The 16,545-nt window shown below is 46.1% G+C and carries 14 protein-coding genes; 12 read left to right on the top strand and 2 right to left on the bottom strand.

Annotated elements, in window-relative coordinates; genetic code table 11:
* Positions 1-158 precede the first annotated feature (158 nt).
* The 3 genes from kduI to kduD are packed head-to-tail and all read left to right on the top strand — an operon-like array spanning position 159 to position 2,529.
* Positions 159-989, top strand: a complete 831-nt coding sequence (gene kduI / locus AC50X8_RS03215; RefSeq protein ID WP_056043359.1) for a 5-dehydro-4-deoxy-D-glucuronate isomerase — start codon at positions 159-161, stop codon at positions 987-989.
* A gap of 1 nt (position 990) precedes the next feature.
* Positions 991-1,743 carry a DeoR/GlpR family DNA-binding transcription regulator gene (locus tag AC50X8_RS03210; RefSeq protein ID WP_494878550.1) on the top strand — a complete coding sequence of 251 codons (753 nt, stop codon included), beginning with the start codon at positions 991-993 and terminating at the stop codon, positions 1,741-1,743.
* A gap of 30 nt (positions 1,744-1,773) precedes the next feature.
* Entirely contained in the window at positions 1,774-2,529 is a 756-nt protein-coding gene (kduD, locus tag AC50X8_RS03205) for a 2-dehydro-3-deoxy-D-gluconate 5-dehydrogenase KduD (protein ID WP_056043364.1), read from the top strand.
* Between the two features lie 244 nt (positions 2,530-2,773).
* On the opposite strand, the gene AC50X8_RS03200 is transcribed toward kduD, so the two are convergent.
* A complete protein-coding gene (locus AC50X8_RS03200) occupies positions 2,774-3,379 on the bottom strand; it encodes a polysaccharide deacetylase family protein (protein WP_494857775.1) in 606 nt (201 codons plus the stop codon).
* Between the two features lie 718 nt (positions 3,380-4,097).
* On the opposite strand from AC50X8_RS03200, the gene AC50X8_RS03195 reads away from it, so the two are divergent.
* Both AC50X8_RS03195 and AC50X8_RS03190 read left to right on the top strand, forming a co-directional pair.
* Positions 4,098-5,630: a malate:quinone oxidoreductase gene (locus tag AC50X8_RS03195; RefSeq protein ID WP_494878695.1), complete on the top strand. Its 1,533-nt coding sequence runs from the start codon at positions 4,098-4,100 to the stop codon at positions 5,628-5,630.
* Between the two features lie 299 nt (positions 5,631-5,929).
* Positions 5,930-6,700 (top strand): SDR family NAD(P)-dependent oxidoreductase, encoded by a 771-nt coding sequence (locus AC50X8_RS03190; RefSeq protein ID WP_056043375.1) that lies wholly within the window; start codon positions 5,930-5,932, stop codon positions 6,698-6,700.
* Positions 6,701-6,804: 104 nt separating this feature from the next.
* Here the strand turns inward: AC50X8_RS03190 and AC50X8_RS03185 are convergent, their stop codons facing one another.
* On the bottom strand, positions 6,805-7,416 hold the full coding sequence (locus AC50X8_RS03185) for a TetR/AcrR family transcriptional regulator (RefSeq protein ID WP_056043378.1): 612 nt from the start codon (positions 7,414-7,416) through the stop codon (positions 6,805-6,807).
* Between the two features lie 170 nt (positions 7,417-7,586).
* On the opposite strand from AC50X8_RS03185, the gene AC50X8_RS03180 reads away from it, so the two are divergent.
* From AC50X8_RS03180 to AC50X8_RS03150, 7 genes are all read left to right on the top strand, one after another.
* On the top strand, positions 7,587-7,955 hold the full coding sequence (locus AC50X8_RS03180; protein ID WP_056043380.1) for a DUF4180 domain-containing protein: 369 nt from the start codon (positions 7,587-7,589) through the stop codon (positions 7,953-7,955).
* A 328-nt stretch (positions 7,956-8,283) separates the two neighbouring features.
* Complete coding sequence (gene mle / locus AC50X8_RS03175; RefSeq protein WP_494878548.1) at positions 8,284-9,117, top strand: alpha/beta fold macrolide esterase; 834 nt, start codon at positions 8,284-8,286, stop codon at positions 9,115-9,117.
* A 256-nt stretch (positions 9,118-9,373) separates the two neighbouring features.
* Positions 9,374-11,608, top strand: a complete 2,235-nt coding sequence (locus AC50X8_RS03170) for a helix-turn-helix domain-containing protein (RefSeq protein WP_056043386.1) — start codon at positions 9,374-9,376, stop codon at positions 11,606-11,608.
* A 434-nt stretch (positions 11,609-12,042) separates the two neighbouring features.
* On the top strand, positions 12,043-13,647 hold the full coding sequence (locus AC50X8_RS03165) for an extracellular solute-binding protein (RefSeq protein WP_442952570.1): 1,605 nt from the start codon (positions 12,043-12,045) through the stop codon (positions 13,645-13,647).
* Positions 13,648-13,745: 98 nt separating this feature from the next.
* Entirely contained in the window at positions 13,746-14,642 is an 897-nt protein-coding gene (locus AC50X8_RS03160) for an ABC transporter permease (RefSeq protein WP_056044036.1), read from the top strand.
* Between the two features lie 47 nt (positions 14,643-14,689).
* On the top strand, positions 14,690-15,565 hold the full coding sequence (locus AC50X8_RS03155) for a carbohydrate ABC transporter permease (RefSeq protein WP_056043392.1): 876 nt from the start codon (positions 14,690-14,692) through the stop codon (positions 15,563-15,565).
* A 26-nt stretch (positions 15,566-15,591) separates the two neighbouring features.
* Positions 15,592-16,542, top strand: coding sequence for a sugar phosphate isomerase/epimerase family protein (locus tag AC50X8_RS03150; protein WP_056043395.1), 951 nt, complete (start codon positions 15,592-15,594; stop codon positions 16,540-16,542).
* The last annotated feature ends 3 nt before the right edge of the window (positions 16,543-16,545 follow it).

Genomic DNA, 16,545 nt, shown 5'->3' with positions numbered 1-16,545 from the left:
TATGGCTGCGCCCCCGCAAATAGATATAAACGAAGAATACGGTAATTTGTATTGTTTAAGTTTGAAAAAGTGTGTTATTATTAAAACGAACATTTTCAAACCTATTCAGGTGCGCCTGACCCCATTTATTTTATTATCCTTGAGGAGGAACAATTACTATGGAAATTCGCCACACTACTAACCCAACGGATGTTAAGCAATATACGACGGAGCGTCTTCGTCAAGAATTTTTGATCGAAAGCCTGTTTGAGCAGGATCGCCTTACTTCGGTTTACACGCATTATGACCGCATGGTTGTTGGCGGCGCGTTCCCTGTGAACGAGAAGCTGGCACTGGAAGCGGGAGATACGCTGAAAACTGAATATTTTCTGGAGCGCCGCGAAATTGGCTTCCTGAACATTGGCGGCGATGCTGTTATTACGGTTGATGGCGAGTCGTACGAGCTTAGCCGTCTTGATGTTTTATATGTAGGTAAAGGCAAGCGCGATGTGCAGCTGGCAAGCAAGGACAAAGCGAATCCAGCGAAGCTGTATTTCTGTTCGGCACTGGCGCATGCGGAATATCCGACTCGCAAAATGACGATGGAAGAAGCGAATCCGACTCACCTGGGTTCCCTGGAAACATCCAACGAGCGCGTATTGTACAAGTATATCCATGGCGATGGCATTCAAAGCTGTCAATTAATGCTGGGCGTAACAAGCCTCAAAACAGGAAGCGTTTGGAACACGATGCCTTCGCACGTGCATGACCGTCGTATGGAAGCTTACCTCTACTTCGATGTGAACCAAGATGCACGCGTATTCCATATGATGGGCGAGCCTTCGGAGACGAGACATCTGGTCGTTGCCAATGAGCAGGCGATTATTTCGCCGCCATGGTCAATCCACTCGGGCGTAGGCACTAGCAACTATACGTTCTGCTGGTCGATGGCAGGCGAGAACTACACGTTCACGGATATGGATGCTGTGAAAATGGAAGAGCTTAAGTAACATGCTTGCCGCTGAACGTCATCGACAAATTATTATTCAGCTGGAGGAGAAGGGCAGCGTCAAAGTATCCGAGCTGAGCGAGCGTTTCAAGGTGACGGAAAAGACGGTACGCGAGGATTTGGAGCGGCTGGAGGAGAAGGGACTGCTCAAGCGCATGCATGGGGGAGCGGTGCTTCCTCCAGATGATGAGAGCTTATTCCCTTTGCAATATCCGAACAGCAAGCATCAGCAAGAGAAGGTGGCAATCGCCGAGCAGGCGTTAACCCATATTGCTGAAAATGATATTATCGCGCTGGATGCTGGCAGCACGACGCTTGAAATCGCGCGGCGGCTCAAAAACATGCCGCTGACTGTACTGACCAACGACTTGCTTATTATTCGCGAGCTGACGGCGAAGGAACAGATCCGCCTCGTCATTCCGGGCGGATACCGTTTTCAAAATTTGCTCATCGGTACGGACTGGCAGGAGTGGGTCAAGCGGCTGAATGTTCATAAGCTGTTTTTATCGACGACGGGTATTCATCTGGAGTATGGGCTGACGATTTTCACCGAGGAACTGGCCAAGCTCAAGCAGGTTTATATGGAATGCTCGCGCGATATTTATTGCGTAGCTGACCACAGCAAGTTCGACAAGGGTGCGCTGCTTACGTTTGCCGAATTGAAGGATGTCCATACGATCATTACCGATTCGCACATTGATCCGGCTGTCGCTGCCAAATACGAGCAGCAGGGCGTGCGAATTGAAAAGGCCTGATTTTAAAGGATAGATAAGGATGGTGTAAAGATGAGCTTTTTCGATTTAACAGGAAAAACTGCGATTGTGACAGGCGCCGGACGTGGTCTGGGCGCGGCGATTGCTATAGGCTTGGCGAGAGCGGGAGCAGATATTGCGCTGGTTACGAACAGCACGCCTCCTGCAGACGTAGAGAAGGAAATTCAGGCGCTTGGCCGCAAAACGGTATCGATTCAAGCGGACGTATCTGACCGCAGCCTGCTTCCGGGCATTATCGATCAGACGCTTGCAGGACTTGGACGCCTCGACATCTTGGTCAATAACGCGGGCATTATCCGCCGCACGCCTGCAGCTGATCACAGCTTTGAGGATTGGCAAGCGGTGCTTGACGTCAATCTGAACTCGGTCTATGTGCTCAGCCAGCTGGCTGGCCGCCATATGATTGAGCAGGGCTCAGGCAAAATCATCAACATCGCGTCGATGCTGTCCTTCCAAGGAGGCATCAATGTGCCAGGCTACACTGCGAGCAAGCATGCGGTTGCTGGTTTGACCAAGGCGCTTGGCAACGAGTGGGCTTCAAAAAATGTGCAGGTGAACGCGATTGCTCCGGGCTACATGAGCACGGACAACACCGAGGCGCTTCGCGAGGACCCGGTACGCAGTAAGCAAATTCTCGACCGTATCCCAGCCGCTCGCTGGGGCGAATCCGAAGACATGATGGGGCCGGCGATTTTCCTCGCCTCCGCTGCATCAAATTATATGAACGGCCACGTCCTCTGCGTAGATGGCGGTTGGATGAACCGCTAGCCTTTGTATTGTGGATCAAGGTGAAACGGCTCTCGCCGTCCTCTGGCGGCGCGCGGCGTTTCAGTCCGAGAAATATAGAGAAAGTATGGCAAAATCATATACTTTCCTATATTTTAAAAAAGTAACCGCCATGGCGACTCTCTTATGGAGCTGCTGTTGGCGGTTACTTATTTTTCAATAAGACGCTGTTTGTTCAATTAGCACTGACTTGTTCATTACAAACGTGAGTCACCTCTAAAATTGGCTATAAAGGGATTGTTGGGATCGTACACGTTAAACTCATAGCCCGCCTCTTGGAGGAACTCCAATCCATAGAATCCACGGTCCAATCCCACATTCGAAAACCGGATGCGGATATGTCCCCGCGAAACTCTTCATCGATCTGTGGCTCACTCCCATATGGGGCTCGAATCAGATTCGGGGCGAAACCTACAATGTCTTCCACTAACTGCTGTTCTCTTTGAAATTCCTCAATAAAATGAGTTGAACTACCACTCTTATATAATATGTTGAAGTCATGCGACATACTATGTAGTCCAGGATAGCTGCCTTCGATGACAATTCGCTGAACTTCGTTCTTGTGCCCATCCAACTGTGTTCCAATCATGAAGAAAGTTGCTCTCGCCTGATAATCTTTTAGAATATCCAGAATCTCATTTGTATATTTGCTTGGCCCATCATCAAACGTGAGGTATACCACTTTATGAGAAACAGGAACTTCATCCGGCGTTCGAGATGAATTTATACTGAGACCTTGCATGGAGTCTTGTTTCTGAGAAATCGGGTATAAATCGCCCCTAATCTCGTCGGTAGCCCGGATGAATAATAGATAGATGACTCCAAAAATCATGCTTGCGAGTATGATTAAAACGATACTAATTCTTCGGTATCGAAGTTTTCTAATTCGCGATAGTTACGACTGTATTTATTCGTCGAAAAGATTCGTTATTAACGAATACACTTCGTTCATTTATAGAAGAATTACAGCTTGTCTAAAATACCTAAATCAGACTAATGATTAACCAATTATTTGAGCGTATCGGAGATATGCTTACCGGGATGCACGCCAACGAAAGACAGAGCTACGGAAAGCCTAATCAAGTCGGAGGGCATTCATGCAGGAAGCCGCACCTTAAGCATCAACAAAGGTTCGTTTTGCAACGTTACAGCCATGTTCAAAATCAGTGCTAACAGTGAGTGACTTTTGTGATATGATAGTAGTAATGTTCAAATGAAGTTTGATATTCCTTTCTCCCCTGAGAATGTATGTTTTCTGCTCTCAGGCTGATTTTTGCTGTTGAAATCGCTTTTTTTTTCAAGTTGTTTGAGAGTAAAACTTATTGGGGATGATCGGATATCCAAAACTGACGATATAGCAACGAGGCGATAGGATTGTAACCTATTCCCTATTCTTGTGAATGAATTGTAAAGGCTTTATAATAGTAAATATCTTAACACTTTAATAATAAGGCTAACTTTGATCAGGAAATACGTGAATCAGAAAAGGTGTTTGATTAGCCCGCATAGCAGTCTAAGCAGGCAGGAAAGCCTACATTTTTTCTTCAAATATTAGTGTAAGGACGGTAGAAATGAGCAACAGACAAACCAAAACAGACGTTATCTTAATTGGTGCCGGTATTATGAGTGCGACTTTGGGGTCACTGCTGAAGGAATTAGTACCGGACTGGGAAATCACAGTAATTGAGCGGCTTGCAAGCGCAGGAGAAGAAAGCTCTAATGAATGGAATAATGCAGGAACAGGGCATTCTTCCTTGTGCGAGCTTAACTACACCGTCGAGAAAGCAGACGGCTCCGTAGACATTAGCAAAGCTATAAAAGTAAATGAAGAGTATCAGGTTTCCAAGCAGTTTTGGTCTTATCTTGTGGAAAGCAATTTAATCCGCAATCCGCGGGATTTTATTACGCCATTGCCTCATATGAGCTTAGTACAAGGGGATAAAGATGTAACGTTTTTGAAGAAGCGTTTTGAAGCGTTGTCTAACAATCCTCTGTTTGAAGGAATGGAGTATTCCGAAGATCCGGGTAAGCTGCTGGAATGGATTCCGCTTATTATGAAGGACCGGACCTTGAATGGGCCTATAGCGGCTACAAGAATTGAATCCGGTACGGATGTTAACTTTGGCGCTTTAACGCGCATGTTGTTTACCCACTTGAAGAGTAAAAATGTCGATATCAAATACAAGCATAATGTGGATGATATTAAACGTGCTGGCGACGGCTCGTGGGAATTGAAAGTACGCAATGTAGATAATGGCTCTGTTGAGCGCCGGAATGCGAAATTCGTCTTTATCGGCGGCGGGGGCGGAAGCCTGCATTTACTGCAAAAATCCGGTATTCCTGAAGGAAGAGGCATTGGAGGATTCCCGGTAAGCGGCATATTTATGGTGTGTAAAAAACCGGAAATTGTCGCGCAGCATCATGCAAAAGTTTACGGTCAAGCTCCAGTTGGCGCGCCACCGATGTCGGTTCCCCATCTGGACACTAGATTTATCGACAAGAAGGAATCGTTGTTTTTTGGACCTTTTGCCGGTTTCTCGCCAAAGTTTTTGAAAAACGGCTCGATGATGGACTTGCTAGCTTCTGTAAAAACGGATAATTTGGTCACGATGATGGCAGCAGGCGTGAAAAATATGTCATTGACCCAATATTTGATCAAGGAAGTTATGCAATCGAAAGAACAGCGTATGGAAGCTTTACGCCAATTTGTCCCGAACGCCAAAAGCGAAGATTGGGAGCTAGTAATAGCTGGCCAGCGTGTGCAAGTCATTAAAGATACAGCTGCCGGCAAAGGAACGCTGCAGTTTGGTACGGAAGTCATTAATGCCGCTGATGGCTCGATAGCTGCCTTGCTCGGCGCATCTCCGGGTGCTTCAACCGCTGTTTCCGTTATGCTTGAGCTGATGGGGAAATGCTTCCCGCAGCATATGAAAGCATGGGAACCGAAAATTAAAGAAATGATTCCTTCATATGGCGTGCAGCTGTTGAACAATCCAGAGCTTATAAGTGAAATTCATACTTCAACTGCACGGACGCTTGATCTGGGCAGTGAACGGGACCCAGTCAAGCAGGCTTCTTTCTAAAACCCGCGAGGCTAAAGGCCGTTTCGCATCACAAGCAATAGAATAAAGTAGATTATAAATGAATGGCGTCCGGAATTCCGGGCGCTTTTTATTTTCGTTGCTGGACTCCTTAAGCGGTCATGGACAGGACTATTTTTTAAAAAGATCAACACTTTGGCCCTCATTTGTTCGTTATTAAAGATTATCATACAGAACGGTTTTAATCCGTTGCTAAACGTACAAAAGCGCTTTCATTTGCCGATTGAGAACGCTCTAAATCCTCCTTATACTATAGTTGTCAGATAGAAAGGATGATCAGAATGGGTAGATTGACAGGTAAAGTAGCCATTATTACAGGGGCGGCCAGCGGCATGGGGCTTGCTGGAGCACAATTATTTGCCAAAGAAGGCGCAAAGGTTGTCGTAACGGATGTAGCCGAGGACGTGCTGCAGGCTAAAGTGAGCGAAATTGTGGAAAATGGCGGAGATGCAATCGCATTGAAGCTGGACGTATCCAGTCCAGAATCGTGGAACGCGGTTGTAGAAGCAACGATTACCAAATACGGAAAAATCGATATTCTCGTTAACAATGCAGGCATTCATATCGCCAAGGGCGTTTTGGAAGCTGAACTGGCGGATTGGGATAAAGTGATGTCCATTAACACTTCAGGCGTATGGCTTGGCATGAAAGCAGTCATTCCGCATATGCAAAAAAATGGACGAGGGTCGATTGTGAATACGTCGTCCATTGCAGCGATTATCGGCGGAATTGCTGATGCGCAGGGTGCGGCATACAGTGCATCCAAAGGTGCGGTACGCTCACTGACTAAACATACGGCACAATGGTTTGCCAAAGATAACATTCGTGTCAATTCCGTTCATCCGGGAGCGGTATTTACGGGGATGGTCGAGAAAGCTGGCATTAAATCGCAGGTTGAAATGGGCGAGCATTACAAGAACCTGGCGCCTTTGCATCCACATGCCGGCGAATCGCTGGATATTGCCTATGCGTACTTGTATTTGGCTTCGGACGAATCCAAGTTCGTAACGGGTATAGAACTGCCTGTCGATGGCGGTTGGATCAGCAACTAACAAGGTATAGAATGATAAGAGCTTCTGGCGATAGCCGGGCTCTTTTTTTTATTTTGCCGGATGTTTAGGCATCTGTTTATTGCCCCAATGCAGGCGGCCAGAGTCTAGGCTTGGCCGAGATTCGAACGGTAAACTTCATGAGAGCGGTTTAATCGCGTAAATTCTAATAACTGCTCTGCCATATAAGAGGAGCTGTATTTAAAATGGCTCTGCACCCATTCGGCAATGAGGCCAAAGACAGCATTAGCCTGATAACAGGCAAGCAGCTCTTTATCAATTTTCGGGTTTGGAGACATTTCAGTAACATCATCCAAATACAACCTTTTGAGCGTTTCGTAAACGGTGTTGCGGAAGTTCGCCAAAATGCTCGTTGTTACCAATAATGTATAAACAGTAGCATTGGCAAGCACGTGATCAAAAATTTTGATGGCTGAAGCACTTAAGCTCTGTATGTCGAAATTTTGATAATGCAAATATGGAGAACGGTAGGACTGGATAAGATCAGTCATCACATCGGCCAAAATATCATCAAGCAGCTCTTCTTTGATCGCATAATGTTTATAAAACGTGCCACGATTCAAATCGGCAGCCTTCACGATATCGGTAATGGAAATATCCTCGAACGATTTACGGAGCATGTTTTCGAGCAGCGCCTGCTTTAGAGCTGCCTTCGACTTGTGGATTCTTCGATCTATGGATGGCGATGAATGGTGCATATATATCCTCCCTCTGTAAAAGCATGTATTCTCAGTCATCCGATTGATTATCATTATACAAGAAAACAATCGATGCCAAAAGACAGAAGGGCTAACCAAGTCAAGCGTGGACGTTTAGCTTTTTTTTGAAGGAAGGTGGTGTTACACTAAATAGGGGAGGCGAATGAAAAATGAACATAACAATCGACCAACAAGACAGTTCCAAGGTTGCCGTTATAGAAAGCTCTGACGTGATCATCCGCGATGTTCAGGATGCGCTGGATTTAATGGCTTCTGTTAATTACAATCACGAATGCCATAAAATCATCCTTCAAAAAGCAAACATAACGGAGGATTTCTTCGAGCTCAAAACTAAGCTGGCTGGAGAGATTTTGCAGAAATATGTGAACTACAAGGTGAAGCTGGCCATCGTTGGAGATTTTGATACTTATGACAGCAAAAGCTTGAAGGATTTTATTTATGAATGCAATAACGGCAAGCAGGTACTATTTTTACGAGACAAACAAGAGGCTGTTAACGCTTTGCACAATATAACTTAACCATACAATCCGAGAAGCCCAGCAGTGCTTATCATTTGACAGATAAAAAATGCGCATGGTAAAATAACCCCAATCTATAGGAACGGGAGGGTTACGTGTGTTAAACTAATTTTTCGATTTTTGGCTCTGCACAACGAATGGAATAGACGTGTTACGGCTATGTTCTGTGCGAAGTAATCGAAGAATGGTTTACCTCATGGTAACCTTATTTAGTTATATGCGAGTAGTGACTGACGATTCGTCTGCCGCTGCTCCTATTCTCGATTACTGAAAGCACAGGCAGCTGGCCTGTGTTTTTTTATATTTTTAGTAATGGAGGAATGAGACGATGAGTGAACAGCTGTTAAGTATAAACGGTGTTAAAATATGTACGGAAAGCTTTGGAGATCCCGCTGATCCAGCTCTATTACTCATTATGGGAGCCCAAGCATCAATGGTATGGTGGGAAGATGAATTTTGTCAGCGTCTTGCAGCGGCTGGACGTTTTGTTATTCGTTATGATAACCGTGACGTTGGGCGTTCTACCGTTTATGAGCTTGGTCAGCCAGAGTATACGTTTGAAGATATGACGGATGATGCGGTTGGTATTCTTGATGCTTACAGCATAAAGCAAGCACATATTGTCGGGATGTCGATGGGAGGCATGCTAACGCAAATTCTCGCTCTGCGCCATCGCGAACGAGTGCTAACCGTCTCGCTTATTGCAACGTCCAATTTTGCAGAGGGTCTTCCTCCAATGGAAGAGAAGGTCGCGCAGTTTTTCGCTAATTCCGAAGAGATCGACTGGTCTAATGATGAAGCGGTGATTGCTTTTGCAGTCAGCAAGTGGAAAGTTTTAGCGGGCTCCAAGCATCCACTTGATGAGGATCGCATTTATGAATTGGCTAAACTAGAGGTAGAAAGAAGCAGCAATATGTCGAGTATAAACAATCATGGCGTGTTGACAGGTGATTTTTCCTATCTGTCCAGAACGGCTGAAATCGATGTCCCTGCGCTCATTATACATGGCACTGAGGACCCGATTATTCCATATGAACATGGAGTTTCACTTGCTGCTGTGATATCTGACTCAATCCTGTTAACTTTGGAGGGCTCGGGGCATGAAATTCATTATGGCGAATGGGATAAGGTAATTGAGGCTATAATTAACCACACATCGTAACCTTAATGACCGAGAGGAGCAGTGGTCGACGTTTCGTCAGCCGCTGCTCCTCTTTGGTGAGACGACGAGCATGAGCCAACTCGATGAACATCTTTTCCTGAGGCTATACGATAACCACTATTTTGGCTGTCATGAAGTGTTTCGATTCTAGAGGGGCTGTGCTACAATAGATTAACAAAGTATACCGCTTAACTTGTTCTAATTGCGTTGAAATGGTAACGCTTACAAAAATTATTGTCATTGTAGGGGGTTTAACATGCTTAAGCTAAACAACTGGTACTTCCGGTTGCTTGTATCATATTTTCCAATTTTGGTGCTTACGGTGTCAATGATTATTTTTTTATCGTTCATTGCACTTAATGAGATATCACGGTCCGAGACTGCCAAGGCAGACAACATCACCACCGGCTATGTGGTGGAAAGCGTCGAACGCGCTATACGTGGAGCGGAGTTTAACGCGATGAACGAAGCCGTCAAAAATAAAAGCTACACTGCGTTTTTAAACGGCTCCTCCGAAACGAGCGACAGATACGGCGTCGTTCATAGTTTGCGTTCACTTGTAGAAGAAAACGACTTTATCGAATCGGCCTATCTTTATAGGGAATCCGACGATATGGTGCTTACAGCGAGCGGGCAGACCGAGCTGCCGGATTTTGGCGATCGTGATTTTATTCAGCAAGCGAAAAAAAATCTTGATTACCAAGGATGGTCGGCAAGCCGGGAGTATCGGGAATATGACCGGCTAAAGCCCGTCAGGGTCATTACGATGCATAAGCGGACGCCGTTCCCGTTCGGAAAGGAAGGCATATTGGTCATTAATGTCGATTTGTATGCAGTTGAACAAATGATCGGCAGCATGACAAGCCATCAGGTTTCATTCATGCGAATTACCGATGGAGCTAATAAGCCTATTTATCCCGTCAACAATGGCTCAGATGAATCAGGAGGCGGCAGCATTCTGACGACAGTCACTTCGGACTCTCTTGGCTGGACTTTCGAGAGTGGGATTCAGGACGGTCATTTGCTCGGCTGGGTATCGGTCGTATCCTATGCATGGGTCGTTATGGCTATTTTGACATTCGTAGCGGCTATTATCTATATCATTTGGGTAACGCGCCGAAACTACAAGCCGATCCGGTTAATGATGAATCGTATTCAGGCGCTGCAGCTGCGGAGCGGCGACGGGGGAGCGGTTTTGACAGATGATCTGACGATGATTGACCGTGCGCTTGAAAATTTAATCGTGCAGTCGTTGGATCACGAAAAGAAGCAGCGTGAAAGTGTGATGCTTCAGCGCAGGCAGCTTTTTAATGAGCTTATTAGCGGGGAACAAAATGGGCAAACTAATGAGCGGATGCGTAAGCTGGATTTGCTGCCGAGCGCCGGACGGTATGCCGTAATGGTTGTGAAGCTCAACCGTTATGACGATTTTCAGTCTGAAAACACGCTTAACGAGCAAAATGTTCTGAAATTTGCGCTCGGCAATGTTATGCAAGAGCTGGCTCACAACGAAGGCTTGCAGGGCTGGGGAGAATGGCTGGCGCCGGATCTCATCGCCTTTGTGTTTGCGGTTTCGGATGACGAATCCCGAATGCTGGATCAGCTTCGAACTTCTGCAATCGTTGCACAGCAGTGGGTAGGCGAGCATTTGCGTTTCATGCTGTCGATTGGAATTGGTTCAATCGTTGACGAATGGAGCCGTATCGGACAATCTTACCGCGATGCCCTCTCCGGTATGGAATATCAGCTCTGCATCGGACGCGAGGCGGTTACGTTCAGCGGCGATATTCCGCAGGGCAAACAGTACGGTACGTTTCATTACATTCAAATGTGTACCGATTGTGTGCAGGAATTTAGGCAGACGAATGAGAGCTGGCGCAATACGTTTGAGCAATTATTCAAGCGGCTCAATACGGATACGCTCAAGGATGAAGATATTCATTCGCTCATGCAAATATTTATGCAAATGCTCAGCCGTGAGCTGAAGGATTTGTCGGAATCACTGAATGAATTTCTGGAAGGCGATCGCTCATCTGTATTGCTTGCCAAGCTAAAGACTGCCTCGACTTTGGCAGAAATGAAGGAGCAACTGCTAGAGTATTTGGCTGATCTATTCGATGCATATGTGGCGATGAGCGAGACGAAAAGCTACAAGACGATGATAACGGATATGAGAGCCTACATTCAGGAAAACTTTGCCGATCCAGACCTTTCGCTCAATCATTTGAGTGACCGCTTTCAAATATCGGGCAAGTATGCAAGCTATTTGTTTAAGCTGGAGTACGATATGAAGTTCGTCGATTTTCTTGTGCAGCTTCGAATACAGCAGGCTGAGCGTCTGCTGGCGAATACTGATGAGACCGTTCAAGGAATTGCTCTTCAGGTTGGCTACGCCAATTCGATCACCTTCGGACGGGTATTCAAACGGATAACCGGTGTAACGCCAGGCGAATTCCGAAAGCTCAAAATGCGGCCTTCTGTTTTGAACTAAGGTGTGCGAAGCAATAGGGTTTTAGTTCTTTCACATGTATGTTCATGCGAATTGAAAAGTTGTTTGTTGAAGCGGCAGTCCGAACAAGGAAAGATGTTCGGACTGCTGCTCTATTTGTTTAGCCGGAATATAGTTTACCTGCGGAAATGGCTTTATGACGGGCTTTTTCGGCGTTGATGGAAAACGGTTTATGTCGGGAAAATGATCTATTCTAATCGCCAAAAGCCTTGCTGGGCAAGGGTTCGGCTTAACGGTTTGCCGCGCCGAAACTGGTTTATTGCAAGCGCACTACAAGCCGTGTCATACTGAGGCCACTTCCTAATCACGGTTTGCAAGCGACGATTGAAAGCGCGTTCAAACATGCTTCATTCTTCGGTTCATAATCGAGTACAGGAAACAAATTAACGAAAAAGAAAGAGGGGTTGAATCAAATGATGAAAGTTGTGAAGGGGAAAAAGAAAACCAGCGTTTTGCTAGCACTTACGCTTGCAGGTACTATGCTTCTTGGTGCATGCGGCAGCAACAATGAAACTGGAAACAAAACGACAGGTGGCGAAGCAGCCTCCGGTAAGCCAGTAACACTTAAGGTGGAAGTATTCGATCGTGGCAATTCTCCTTCTGGTTCGACTATTACAAAAAACTATTTGACGACATATGTTCAGGATAACTTCGGGAAGCCAAATAATGTTGACGTGCAATTTGTACCGATTCCACGTTCAGAGGAAGTACAGAAGCTTAACGTTCTAATGGCGAGCGGAAGCGATGTTCCGGATATCGTATTCACTTATGATTCGGGTACGTTTTATCGTTATGCGCAGCAAGGCGGTTTGACTGACCTTGGCGAGCTGCTTGATCAATACGGCCCGAACCTCAAAAAATTTCTAGGCGATGATACGTTAGCTTATGGTAATTATCAAGGTCAGCAATTCGCACTGCCAGCGAAACGTGCGCATTTAGGGAAATATTCATCTTTCGTCCGTCAAGACTGGCTCGACAAGCTAGGCCTGCCTGTGCCGCAAACGACAGATGAGCTTTACACGACTTTGAAAGCGTTTAAAGAAAAAGATCCGGGTCAAACTGGCGGCAAAGTTATTCCGCTCGGAATGGCGCTAGCATCTGCTCAATATGAGCCGCTTCTGTGGTCCTTCATCCAGCCTGTTACTGAAGAACAGCGCTACACGCTGACACAGCAGCTCGGATCCAATGACTTCCCGATCTTGCTTCCTGGCTTTAAAGACGCTTTGCAATTCATGAACAAGCTCTACAATGAAGGGCTAATGAGCAAAGACTTCAGCCTTGATGAAGACAAGAAGAAGCTGAACGAAGACGCAGCTAAAGGCTTGGTCGGTTTCTTCAGTGAAGACGATATGAACCCGTTCTATCCAGATGGTTTGTACTCGACACTGCAAACGAACATTCCTGACGCTAAGCTTTCCTCTGTTGATGTTTACTCGAACTCCGAGGGCAAGCATCCGAAGCCGGAATATGCGCCAGTTGGTCTGTACCTTATGATCCCGAAAAGCAGCAAAAATGCAGTAGAGGCAATTAAGTACCTGGATTGGATGGCTTCGGGAGACAACCTGCTTAACATTCAAAATGGTGTAGCTGGCGAAAACTATGATCTTCAAGACGGTATCCCGGTAGCTAAAGCCGATGCTTCTGATGATATCAAAAATCGCGTATACAACTGGGGTGACATGGCCATTATCTCCAACGGCAAACAGTTGGGTGATACGGAGAAAAACGTAGAGGCTTATGTACTAGGCATGCCTGAGCAATTCCAAGAAGAGACTCGCAAAGCACTGACGATTTCCAGATCTGATACGATCAAGCCGGTCTTGTTCGACCATCCGATCGAAGCCCAAGCCAAATATGGTTCGGCGCTGCGTGACAAGTTCAATGAAATTGTCGTTAAAGCAACGATGGTGAAGCCGGATCAATTCGAAAGCACATTCGAATCGATCATGAAGGATTATATGGCAAACGGCGGTCAAGCGATTTTGGATGAACGCACAAAAGCTTATGAGGCCATGAAATAAAAATAACGCCTGCATTAAGCAGCTCGGAGACGATCGATATTTCTTAAGTCCCGTCTCCGGGCTTAATCGTAAGCAGATAGGAGTGGATAATATTGAACATGCGCGTGTATTTACGCAGATACTGGCAATTATATATGCTGCTTATTTTACCGGTTACCTATTTCTTGGTTTTCAAATACGGACCGATGTACGGCATTATTATTGCGTTTAAGGATTTTAACTTTTTCCAAGGGATTAATGGTTCTGAATGGATCGGGCTTGATGCTTTCAAGGAAGTATTCGCCATGTCGGACTTTTACAAGACACTGCGCAATACGCTCATGCTTAATTTTTTGGATTTGCTTTTTTCTTTCCCGGCTCCTTTGTTTATCGCCATTATGTTATATGAGCTCAAATCAGCTTGGTTCAAAAAGATTTCGCAAACGATTTTGTACATTCCGCATTTCATTTCGTGGGTTATTATCGGCGGGATCGTCTACCAAGTGTTTGGTACGCAATCCGGTATGGTTAACAATTTCGTAACTTCGTTAGGCTTTGAAGCGATTCCTTTTCTTACGGACAAAAGCGATTGGTTAATTACGTATTTAATCGTCGGAGTTTGGCAAAGTGCCGGCTGGGGGACGATCATTTATTTGGCGGCTCTTACAGGCATCAATAGGGAGTTGTTCGAGGCGGCTGACGTTGACGGAGCAGGCAGACTGAGAAAAATTTGGAGCATTACGCTGCCATCCTTAAAACCAACGATTGTTACGCTTCTCATTATTAACGTGGGCAATATGATCGCCATCGGATTTGAACGTCCTTATATTATCGGAAATACCGCTGTACGTGATTATTCGGACGTGCTCAGCACCTTCGTATACCGTATCGGCATTGAATCTGGACAATATACGCTTGCTACGGTCGTCGGCTTGTTCCAGGCAGTTGTCGGACTTGTGTTCGTCTTAGGCGCCAACTACTTATCCAAAAAACTGGCAGACCAAAGCATTATTTAAAATATAAACTTTTATTTTCTATGAAAATTGGAAAGGAGCGATAAGACATGAGAGATCAACAGGCCAGCCGATCATTTGATATTGTCAATACGATCGCCATTTTATTATTCGTGCTGCTATGTTTGGCTCCGTTTCTTCATATAATCGCTATCTCGCTCAGCTCAACACGTTCCATCATGTCTGGTGAGGTCAGCCTTATTCCTGTCGAAATCAACTGGGATGCCTACAAGAAGGTATTTTCAGATGCGTCGATGATCCGGTCACTCGGTTTTACCGTTATGCTGACGGTATTATTTACAATCATGTGCATGATAATGACGATTGCGGCGGCTTACCCGCTTGCTAAAACGAAATTAAAAGGCCGCAAACTGGTGATGTTCATTATTATCATTACGATGTTTTTCAGCGGCGGACTTATTCCAGAGTATATGCTCGTACGCAATTTGGGCTTGCTCGACTCGATATGGGCGCTTATGCTGCCAGGTCTCGTTAGTCCGTTTTATTTGATTATTTTGATCACGTTTTTTCAAAATATTCCCGATTCGCTGGAGGAGTCAGCAGAGATTGACGGAAGCTCGTACCTCCGCACTTTGGTTAGCATTATCGTGCCGCTGTCGCTGCCCGTTATTGCTACGCTGAGCTTGTTTTATGCAGTAGGCCGCTGGAACGGTTTTACGGATACGCTCATGTATATTACGAGTCCAGAGATGTATCCGCTGCAATTGAAGCTTTATCAGCTGGTTCAAAACAACATGGTCAGCGAGCTGCTGGTAATGGAAGGCGCAAATGGACAGGCAAAGCTGCAGCCGGAAAGCTTGAAGGCGGCGAGCGTTATTTTCGCAACTGTGCCAATTATGATTGTCTATCCGTGGCTTCAACGGTATTTCGTTAGTGGCGTTATGCTCGGTGCGGTCAAAGGTTAACCGAATCTATCTTTCAGGAGGAGCGTATGGGAAACGACAAAGGCCAATATTCGTTCTCGACATGCTGGAATATTAAACGTCACAACGTCGGCAGCAGCATGATCGATGAAATTCGGGAGCTCGGCTTTCGCTACGTTGAGCTGAACTATAACGTCACGCAGGAGCTGCTGTCGACGATTGAGCCCATGATTGAACGGGGAGAAATTGGAGTGTCGAGCGTCCACAATACGTTTCCGCATGTTGCGGACCCCGACTATGGTACCGATTCTGTGCTGCTCGGCTTTGAAGACGAGGAAAAGCGGCAGCGTGCAATCGAGCTGCTGATCCGTTCGGCGGAATATGCAAATCGCTATGGAGCGAAGGCGGTTGTCGTGCATCCGGGCGAGGTGCCGTTCGACTATAACATCGATAACGAGCTCAAAAAAATTTACCACGACCAAGGCCCGGAATCCTCTGCTTACTTAAAGCTGTGGAACGAGATGCTGGAGCGCAGGGAATCGTTGTCGGAACATTACCTGCAGCGCATAGGCGATAGTCTGGATGATATTTGCGACCAGATCGCGGCTAAGGGCTGGGACGTATCGATTGGCATTGAAACGCGTTCGCGCTGCTATCAGATGCCGACGCTGCGCGAGGCGAAATCGGTTTTTGACCGGCTGAAGGGTGCACCGGTCGGCTTGTGGTATGATTTTGGCCACGGCATGATGATGGAGCGTATGGGCTTGTACGATAATGCGCGGGATATGGAAGCCATTAAGGACCATGTAGTCGGCATTCACATTCATGAAACGGTTGGATTGTCGGATCACTGGTGTCCGTATGTACACAGCGGCGACATGAGCTATTTCGATCGTTTCCTGCCTATTATCGCAGCAGCTCCTGTGAAGGTGTATGAGCTAAAAGCGGCATGTACACCGGAGGAAATCGAACAGAGCCATGAGCTGCTGCTTGCCAAGCTGTCCGAGCGCGAGGTGTAGGAT

This window comes from Paenibacillus sp. JT22N15, assembly GCF_059383755.1.
The sequence above is the reverse complement of the archived record's forward strand: the minus strand, read 5'-3'. Positions and strand labels throughout refer to the sequence as shown.